We start from the raw sequence: 8418 nt of genomic DNA on the forward strand, positions 1-8418 counted from the left end.
TGCGTCGAGATGAGCGCGCAGTTATTTAATATATTCGACCCATCAGTTCAGGATAGTGTGATTCGACGACTCGTTCGAGAGCGACCCGGAGGTCTTCGACCGTTTCGTATCGGTCCGATTTGCGCTTCGCCAGCGCGCGCTGAAGACAGTCGTCGATTTCGGGCGGCACGTCGGGATTCACATCGGATGGCATCGGCGGAGCATCCGACGTCACCCGTTTCACGACGAGGTGCGGGTCGCCCGCAAACGGCGAATCGCCGGTGAAGAGGGCGTACAGAACCGCACCGAGACCGTACACGTCGGTCGAATGGTCGATGCCGCCGAAGGATTCGGGTTCCAGATGCTCGGGTGCCGCGTAGGCCGGCGGCACGGGCGTCAGTCGAGCGTCGGCCATCACCTCGGCGAATCCCCAATCGCCGATCTTCGGGACGGGCCACGTCGAACCGAACGTCCTCGTGAACCGTATCGCGGGGGGACAGGGGCCGCCGTGAATCACCCCGAGGGCGTGGGCGTGTGAAACAGTTCTGACGATGCCGTGTGCGAACCAGAGCGAGGGTTCCAATCCGACGGCTACGTGGTCGTCTAACGTTCCACCACCAGTGAACTCCGTCGCGACCCACGGTGGGACGTTCCCGCGTGCTCGAACAGTCAGCACGTGGTCGTGGTCGTGGATGGCCTCCCACCGGTCGATGGCGTCGAAGAACGAATCGATAATCGATTGCTCCCGATGGTCGGGTCGAAGGGTAAACAGCGTCGTCATGGCGTGCTGTTCACGGGTGGTCGCGGCCCGTGCGTGGTGAGCGACCACGAGCGGCGAGCGCCCGGCGGGACGCAGCGTCTCGAAATCCTCGTACTCGACCGGAAGCGGTTGCGGCGATTCGATGTCCTCGGGGGACGGCGGACCCGTGCCGGAACGGAAGGTGTCCCCGGATGACGATTTCGACGTCGATATCCCATCGACTTCCGACGCCGGTTCGATACGGATGGCACCCGTTTCCGGCCCGCCCCGTCCCAACTGCACGACGTTCGCTCCGGCGGGGAACACCTCCGCCGTTTCCGGGTCGGAAACGCTGATGACGACCGGTTGGCCGTCTAACGTCGCCCCAGAAAGCGCGTTGGAGATGTGTCGAATCGCCTCCGTCGCGTACCGTCGAACGGTTCCGCTCCCCTCGTCTCGGAGTTCGAAGAGCGAACCGAACACCGGTTCCGCGGACCGAGGATACGTTTCGGCCACGCCGGCCACGGTGACGACGGCGTTTTCGCGCACCAGCGGGTCGCCGTCTTCGACCAACTCGGGAACGTGTTTCATGGCCAACTTGGCGTCGCCGGGATTGGATTGCGCGACTTCCGCGAGCGCCCACGTCGCGCCGCGTCGTACCCACTGGTCGTCGTCGGTGATGGCCTGTGTGAGGTCCGGAACGGGAACCCGTTCCGGCGCGTTGGCGGCCACCTCCGCGAGTGCCGACGCCGCGCTCGCTCGTCGCTTCGGGTCGTCGGCGTCGAGCGACACGAGGAGGTCCGAAACGTCCCGCGCCGAGAAGACGTTCGCACGCTCTCCGTTCCCGTATCGCCGTATATCGCGCTCCTCGGAGTCGAACCGTCCCATATATTTAATCTTCGTTACCTATCGATGGTTCGATATGCAATAGCCGTTGTGTGTCCTCCGAACCGGGTCGGGAAACGGGAAAATACCGGATCCCCGGTGAACTGTCACGATAATCGAAAGAACCCTTATGCGCCACGGAGTAGATGGTAACACGACACATGAAGAAACTCATCAACGAACCGTCGGCGGTCGTGGACGAGATGCTGGACGGGATGGTCGCCGCGCATCCCGACGAGGTTCGACGACTGCCGGACTCGAACGTCCTCGTTCGAGCGGACGCGCCGGTCGAGGGAAAGGTCGCCGTCGTGAGCGGCGGCGGAAGCGGGCACGAACCGACACACGCGGGGTACCTCGGGCCGGGAATGCTGGACGGCGCGGCGTCAGGCGAAGTGTTCACCTCGCCGACGGCGGACGAGGTGAGCGAAATGGTACAGGCCAGTGACGGCGGCGAGGGCGTCCTCATGGTCATCAAGAACTACGAGGGCGACGTGATGAACTTCGAGACGGCGGGCGAGATGGCCGAGATGGAATCCGACGTGGACGTCGTGCAGGTCGTCGTCAACGACGACGTGGCCGTCGAGGATTCGCTGTATACCTCCGGACGCCGCGGGGTCTGTGGTACCATCTTCGTCCACAAGGTCGCTGGAGCGATGGCCGACGAAGGCGGGGATTTGGACGAGGTACAGCGAGTCGCCCAGAAGGTCATCGACAACGTGGCGACGATGGGCACCGCGCTCACCTCCTGTATCACGCCCGAGAAGGGCGAACCGACGTTCGACCTCGGTGAGGACGAAATCGAACTCGGTATCGGGATTCACGGCGAACCGGGCGTCGAACGCACCGAGACGATGTCCGCGGACGATATCACCGAGCGACTGACCGAGAACGTCCTCGACGACCTCGACCTCGATTCGGGAACCGAAGTCGCCACCATCGTCAACGGAATGGGCGGAACGCCGCTGTCGGAACTGTACATCGTGAACCGGAAACTCCAGTCGATACTGGAAGACGAGGGATTGGAGACGTGGGACGCGTGGGTCGGAGACTACATGACCTCGCTCGACATGCAGGGGTGTTCGGTGACGGTGTTGGAGTTGGACGACGAGTTGAAGGAACTGTTGGCACATCCGGTGGAGACGCCCGCGTTGACGGTGGCGTAGTCGAAATCATATTTCGGAACTGTTTCGCGGAGTGAAACTTCGTCTCACCACCAGTAACATCGAATAGACTACCCTCGTTTTCGAGCTATTTTAGTACTAACAAAACGTTTTGGAATATATGATAACTGTCCTCGGTTACGTTCTGAGCGTCGTAATCGTACTCGGGTGTATGTTCCTCCTCACTCTTTTGTCGGACAAGTTATTTACTGATTTGATAATTTTGCAATCAACACCGGCGCGAATCGTTACGGACCTCCTCGGAGGAGGAGTCGGATTCGTGATTGGAGTTACGATAGTGACCGTCCTTTCGGTCTGAACTGCTCAGAATCATCCTCAGTGGACTGATGCGTTTTTGGAACGTCAACAAATCAGTATTTGCGTCACAACCCATCCCGATACTATCGATAGGATTTTGTCTGAATCGGGAACAGTCACCGACGACACGAGCGAAGGTTTACCCTACCCCGCCCCGTGGGGTCGGCATAGAGATGGCAGATACAGCAACGGAGCGGGAAGCGGTGCGTTCTGCAATCGAGAAAGTCGCGGCGCGAATGGCCGACGAGAAGGAGTACCTGACCGACCTCGACTCGGCCATCGGCGACGCCGACCACGGCGCGAACATGAACCGGGGTTTCCAGGCCGTCCTCGAAAAGACGAACGGGATGGACGACGCGGACGCCGCCGACCTCGTGAAGACGGTCGGCGTGACGCTCATTTCGGAGGTCGGCGGGGCCGCCGGGCCGCTGTACGGCGGGTCGTTCATGAACGCCAGCGCGGAACTGTCCGACGGTGTCAACGCCGAATCGACGGTGGCCTTCGCCGAGGCGTTTCTGGAGAAGGTACAGGACAGAGGGGACGCGCCGGTCGGCTCGAAGACGATGGTGGACGCGCTGACGCCCGCGGTCCACACCTACAAGAAGTCCATCGAGCAAGACGACCTCGAACCCGTCGAGGCGCTGACGAAGGCGATGGACGCCTGCGAACGCGGGGTGAACTTCACGACGCCGATTCGGGCGAAGAAGGGCCGGGCGTCGTATCTGGGCTGGCGGTCGGTCGGCCATCAGGACCCCGGCGCGACGAGCACGCTGTTCATCGTCGAGGAGATACAGGATACGGCGGTCGAATACCTCGGCGACGGGGGCCTCGAAGCGGACGCGGAGTCGCCGACGGTTCCGGACGAGGAACCGACACCTGAGGACAGCGAACCGGGGGGTGTCTGAATGATCGGCATCGTCGTCGTCTCCCACAGCGAACGAGCGGCGGAGGGGATTCGAGAAGTGGCGGCGGAAATGGCGGGCGACGTTTCCATCGAGGCGGTGGGCGGCGACCCGGACGGCGGCCTCGGAACGAGTGCCCCCGAGATACAGGAGGCGTTGGATTCGCTCTCCGGCGAGGACGGCGTCGTCGTCCTCGTCGATTTGGGGAGCGCGGTGATGAACACGGAACTCGCCGTCGAGATGGCCGACGTTGAGGCGGAAATCGCCGACGCGCCGATCCTCGAAGGGACCGTCAACGCGGCGGTCACGGCGAACAGTCCGAAGGCCACCGTGGAATCCGTCCTCGATGCGGCCGAGGAAGCGGGCGAGATTTCGAAGTTGTAACTCGTCGGAAGTAGGTCGAAGGCGGCCGACGCCGCCGTTTTCGGGGAAGTACGGTTCTGATTTTATTCGGCGTCCTCCGCCGACAGCAGACGAGCGACTTCCGCTCGGGTTTCGGCGGCGAGGATTCGGTCGGCGCGTTCGGCAGCGTCGTCCGTGTCGATTTCCGGGACGTTCGCCTTCACGTCCGGCACCGTAATTGCGCTCATGCTAAGTTCGTCCAAGCCGAGACCGACGAGAAGGGTCGTCAGGTCGGGGTCGCCAGCCATCTCGCCACACATTCCGACCCACGCGTCCCCGTCGTGACCGGCACGTACGGTTCGGCGAATCGCGCGGAGGACGGCGGGATAGCGCGGGTCGTGGAGGTCCGAAACCCGCTCGTTTTCGCGGGAGGCGGCCATCACGTACTGCGTGAGGTCGTTCGTCCCGATGCTGAGGAACGACACACGCTCGGCGAGCGCCTCGGCCATGAACACCGAACCGGGCGTTTCTATCATCACGCCGAGTTCGGGAACGGCGTGGGTCGTGCCTTCCTCCGCCAACTCCTCCGCGACCGATTCGACGCGGGAGAGCGCCGCGTCCAGTTCCTCGACGTTAGCGACCAGTGGGAACATCACGGCGAGAGAGCCATCTGCGCCATCGTGGTCCCCAGCGGCCCGGAGCAGGGCGCGCAACTGGGTCTCGAACAGGTCGGAATCGGGGCCGAGCGAGCGCCGGATTCCGCGCTCGCCGAGGAACGGGTTCGCCTCGTCCGGCGTGTCGAGGTACGGAATCGGTTTGTCGCCGCCGATGTCGAGCGTCCTGACGACGACTCGTTCGTCGGGGAACGCCGATAGCGCGGCGGTGTAGGCTTCGTACTGTTCCTCCTCGTCCGGCGGTGCTTCGCGGTCGAGGAACAGGAACTCCGTTCGGAAGAGACCGATGCCGTCGGCACCCTGTTCCGCCGCCACGTCGAGTTCGGCGAGCGTTCCGACGTTGGCCGCGACTTCGATTTCCCGGCCGCCCGCCGTCGAAACGTGGTCCGCCACGATGGCCGTCTCCGAGGCGGAAACTCGGTTCCGGGCCTCATCGTCGGGGTCGATGACAACTATCCCCCTCTCGCCGTCCACCATCAGTTCCCGCCCGTCGCCGACTTGGGCGAGTTCCTCGCCGACGCCGACGACGGCGGGGATGGCGAGCGAGCGGGCGAAAATCGCGGCGTGCGACGTTCGGCCGCCGAAGATGGTGGCGAACCCGGCGATCGCGTCGGCGTCGAGTTGTGCGGTGTCGCTCGGGGTCAACCGTTCCGCGACGAGAACCGACCCGTCGGGAAGGTCGCCGAGGTCCATCCGGTCGCCGTCCGTCACGAGTCGAAGCAACCTATCGCGCACGTCGCGGAGGTCGTCGGCCCGCTCGGCCATCGGCCCGTCTAAGTTCTCGAAGCGGGCGATGGGGTCCGTGAACGCCCGGCGAATCGCGTGCGGTGCGGGGAGGCCGTTCTCGATGGCCGCCTCGATACCGCCGACGATTTCCGGGTCGTCCAAGAACGCTCTGTGTGCGTCGAATATTTCTGCTTCGTCCTCTCCGAGGCGCTCGCTCGCCCGTTCTCGCTCGCGTTCGAGTTCCTCGTGGGCGGCCTCCTGTGCCGACTCGAAGGCCGCGAGTTGCTCGTCGGGGTCGACGGTCGCGGGGTCGGGCGGGTCTTTGAGGTCGGTCGTTCCGCGATACCAGACGACGCGACCGATTCCGACGCGCGGAGTCACCCCCGTTCCCGAAAGTTCCGTCGTCACGCTTCCTTCTCCTCCGGGGTCGTGAGAACGTCCGTCAGCGCGTCGAGGGCTTCCTCGGCGTCGTCGCCCTCCGCCACGAGGAGAACCTCGTCTCCCTTTCGGGCGTTGAGCGTCGTCACGGACAGCATGCTCCGAGCGTCGACCGGGTCGCCGTCTACGAGTGAAACGGTACAGTCGGCGTCGAACTCGTTCGCGGTATTGACGAATTTCGAGGCTGGTCGGGCGTGCAGTCCATCTGCCGGGACGATGGTGAGGGTTCGTTCCATCCGAGGCATGGGCGACTGTTAGAGTGGAAGCCGCTTCATGCTATCGCCGCCATTCGTTTCGGCCATCACCCCCATTCCTGCAATCCCCACTGCGCTCGGGTGTAGCCGAGCGCGAACAACACCGTGCCGACCAACATCAGCGACCCACCGAGGAGCGGCTTGTTGACCGGCGTTCCCGGCGCGGAGACGGCGACGAGCGCGAGTCCACACGCGAGGACGACCAGTCCCGCGAGACTCACCGGGTCGAGAAACACCAGTCGGAGGTAGGAACCCGTCGAACGCTTCGGGTCGTCCGAAGTCGTCACGGTTCCGCTCTAGCTCCCTCCGGCGGGTCGTTCTTGCTCCTCGTCGTGGACCGCCGGTTCTTCGGGTTCTATCTCCTCGGCTTCGAGCTTGATCACGTACCGACGCGTCAGGAAGTCGTACAGTCCGCCGCCGATGATACCGCCGACGATGGTGGAGACGGTCGGAAGCCACCAACCGCCGCGCGGACCGGGGAAGGCGATTCGACCCCATCCGGCGATGTATCCCATGATTCGCGGACCGAGGTCGCGGGCCGGATTCAACGCCGCCATGCTGATGGGTGCCTCGTACTGGACGAGGGCCGCGACGAGCAGTCCGATGAGGAGCGCCGCGATACCGGGCGAGGCCCGCGTACCCATGGGGTTCTCGTCGTCCACGAGCGCGAAGATGACGGCCACGAGGATGGCCGTGATGACCATCTCGCTGAAGAACGCTTGTGGGAACGAGACGAGCGACGCGGCCTGCTGAAGCGAGTTGTAATCCCCGATTTTCACGCCCGCGAAGGCGGGATTCGGGAAGAACGTCCAGAGCGTCATTCCGGTGATGGAACTTCCGGGTTGGCCGCGAACAACGTTGTTCGCCTCGCTGAAGCTCTGGTAGTAGCCGGACCACGTGACGAGCAACGTCCCGGCCGCTAAAAACGCCCCCACGATTTGGGCGACGATGTAGCCCGGGACGTGTTTCCACGGGAAGTCCCGCCAGACGGCGTTCGCGATGGTCACGGCAGGGTTGATGTGACCCTCCGAAACGCCGCCGACCCAGTACACCGCGAACATCACCGCGAATCCCCACAGGACGGCCACGCCGAACAGGTCGAACCCTTCCGTCAACACCGAGACGACGACTGCCCCGTCCCCGAGGAGGACGAGGATGAACGTCCCGACGAGTTCGTTCACGTACTTCGCGCCCCAGTACTCCTTTTCCGAGCCGTCGGTGGCGGTTTCCCCGCCATCGGGGAGTGGTTCGCCGCTGTCGATTGCCACCTCGTCCGTCATCTCAGTCACCTCCCTCGCGCGCCCATCCGAGGGAGCGCTCGACCGCATCCTCCCAGCGGTTGTACTTCGCGTCTGCCTCGGTTTCGGACATCTTCGGCTCGAACTCGCGGTCCACCTGCCAGTTCTTTCGCAGGTCGTCCACGGAGTCCCAGTAGCCGACAGCGAGTCCCGCGGCGTAGGCCGACCCGAGCGCCGTCGTCTCGTCCACCACGGGACGAACGATGTCGGCACCGAGGATGTCGGCTTGCAGTTGGCAGAGGAAGTTGTTCTTCACCGCGCCGCCGTCGACCTTCAGCGACTCGACGTCGATGCCGCTGTCGGCCTCCATCGCCTCGGCCACGTCGCGGGTCTGGTAGGCGATGGATTCGAGTGTCGCCCGGACGATATGCTCGGGGCGAGTACCCCGTGTCATCCCGACGAGGGTTCCGCGAGCGCGCTGGTTCCAGTGGGGCGCACCGAGGCCCGTAAAGGCGGGCACCATGTACACGCCGTCAGTGGAATCAACGCTCCGAGCCATCGACTCCGTCTCCGCCGCGTCGTCGATGAACCCCACGTCACCGAGCCATTCGATGGCCGCACCGGTGACGAAGATGGCCCCCTCGAGCGCGTACTGCACCGGTTGGCCGGAGCGCTGGAACGCGACGGTCGTGAGGAGGCCGTGTTCGCTTTCGACGGCCTCGTTGCCCGTGTTCAGGAGGAAGAAACTTCCCGTCCCGTAGGT

The 8418-nt window shown here is 64.0% G+C and carries 9 protein-coding genes; 3 read left to right on the top strand and 6 right to left on the bottom strand.

The window, feature by feature from the left end; genetic code table 11:
- Positions 1-25 precede the first annotated feature (25 nt).
- The gene (locus tag AC1XDK_RS19525; protein ID WP_483351634.1) at positions 26-1606 is read right to left on the bottom strand and encodes a protein kinase domain-containing protein; all 1581 of its coding nucleotides are present in this window, start codon (positions 1604-1606) and stop codon (positions 26-28) included.
- Between the two features lie 158 nt (positions 1607-1764).
- Between AC1XDK_RS19525 and dhaK the strand changes: the two genes are divergently transcribed.
- The 3 genes from dhaK to dhaM all read left to right on the top strand — a co-directional run bounded on the left by dhaK (position 1765) and on the right by dhaM (position 4367).
- Entirely contained in the window at positions 1765-2766 is a 1002-nt protein-coding gene (dhaK, locus tag AC1XDK_RS19530; protein WP_483351635.1) for a dihydroxyacetone kinase subunit DhaK, read from the top strand.
- A 488-nt stretch (positions 2767-3254) separates the two neighbouring features.
- Positions 3255-3986 (top strand): dihydroxyacetone kinase subunit DhaL, encoded by a 732-nt coding sequence (dhaL, locus tag AC1XDK_RS19535; protein ID WP_483351636.1) that lies wholly within the window; start codon positions 3255-3257, stop codon positions 3984-3986.
- The gene (gene dhaM, locus AC1XDK_RS19540; protein WP_483351637.1) at positions 3987-4367 is read left to right on the top strand and encodes a dihydroxyacetone kinase phosphoryl donor subunit DhaM; all 381 of its coding nucleotides are present in this window, start codon (positions 3987-3989) and stop codon (positions 4365-4367) included.
- Between the two features lie 62 nt (positions 4368-4429).
- Here dhaM and ptsP read toward each other — a convergent pair whose 3' ends face one another.
- The 5 genes from ptsP to AC1XDK_RS19565 all read right to left on the bottom strand — a co-directional run.
- Positions 4430-6133, bottom strand: coding sequence for a phosphoenolpyruvate--protein phosphotransferase (ptsP, locus tag AC1XDK_RS19545; RefSeq protein WP_483351638.1), 1704 nt, complete (start codon positions 6131-6133; stop codon positions 4430-4432).
- On the bottom strand, positions 6130-6399 hold the full coding sequence (locus AC1XDK_RS19550; protein WP_483351639.1) for an HPr family phosphocarrier protein: 270 nt from the start codon (positions 6397-6399) through the stop codon (positions 6130-6132). The genes ptsP and AC1XDK_RS19550 overlap by 4 nt, the downstream gene beginning before the upstream one ends.
- Positions 6400-6464: 65 nt before the next feature.
- Complete coding sequence (locus tag AC1XDK_RS19555; RefSeq protein ID WP_483351640.1) at positions 6465-6704, bottom strand: hypothetical protein; 240 nt, start codon at positions 6702-6704, stop codon at positions 6465-6467.
- 9 nt (positions 6705-6713) lie between these two features.
- Complete coding sequence (locus AC1XDK_RS19560) at positions 6714-7697, bottom strand: MIP/aquaporin family protein (RefSeq protein WP_483351641.1); 984 nt, start codon at positions 7695-7697, stop codon at positions 6714-6716.
- A 1-nt stretch (position 7698) separates the two neighbouring features.
- A partial coding sequence (locus AC1XDK_RS19565; RefSeq protein WP_483351642.1) for an FGGY family carbohydrate kinase occupies positions 7699-8418 on the bottom strand: 720 nt, incomplete at its 5' end.

The sequence above is a fragment of the Haladaptatus sp. HS23 genome, from assembly GCF_056892285.1.

Coding starts and splice junctions, on each gene's coding strand:
- AC1XDK_RS19550 (WP_483351639.1), bottom strand. CDS start 6,399: ATGGAACGAACCCTCACCATCGTCCCGGCAGATGGACTGCACGCCCGA.
- dhaM (WP_483351637.1), top strand. CDS start 3,987: ATGATCGGCATCGTCGTCGTCTCCCACAGCGAACGAGCGGCGGAGGGG.
- AC1XDK_RS19525 (WP_483351634.1), bottom strand. CDS start 1,606: ATGGGACGGTTCGACTCCGAGGAGCGCGATATACGGCGATACGGGAAC.
- AC1XDK_RS19560 (WP_483351641.1), bottom strand. CDS start 7,697: ATGACGGACGAGGTGGCAATCGACAGCGGCGAACCACTCCCCGATGGC.
- dhaL (WP_483351636.1), top strand. CDS start 3,255: ATGGCAGATACAGCAACGGAGCGGGAAGCGGTGCGTTCTGCAATCGAG.
- dhaK (WP_483351635.1), top strand. CDS start 1,765: ATGAAGAAACTCATCAACGAACCGTCGGCGGTCGTGGACGAGATGCTG.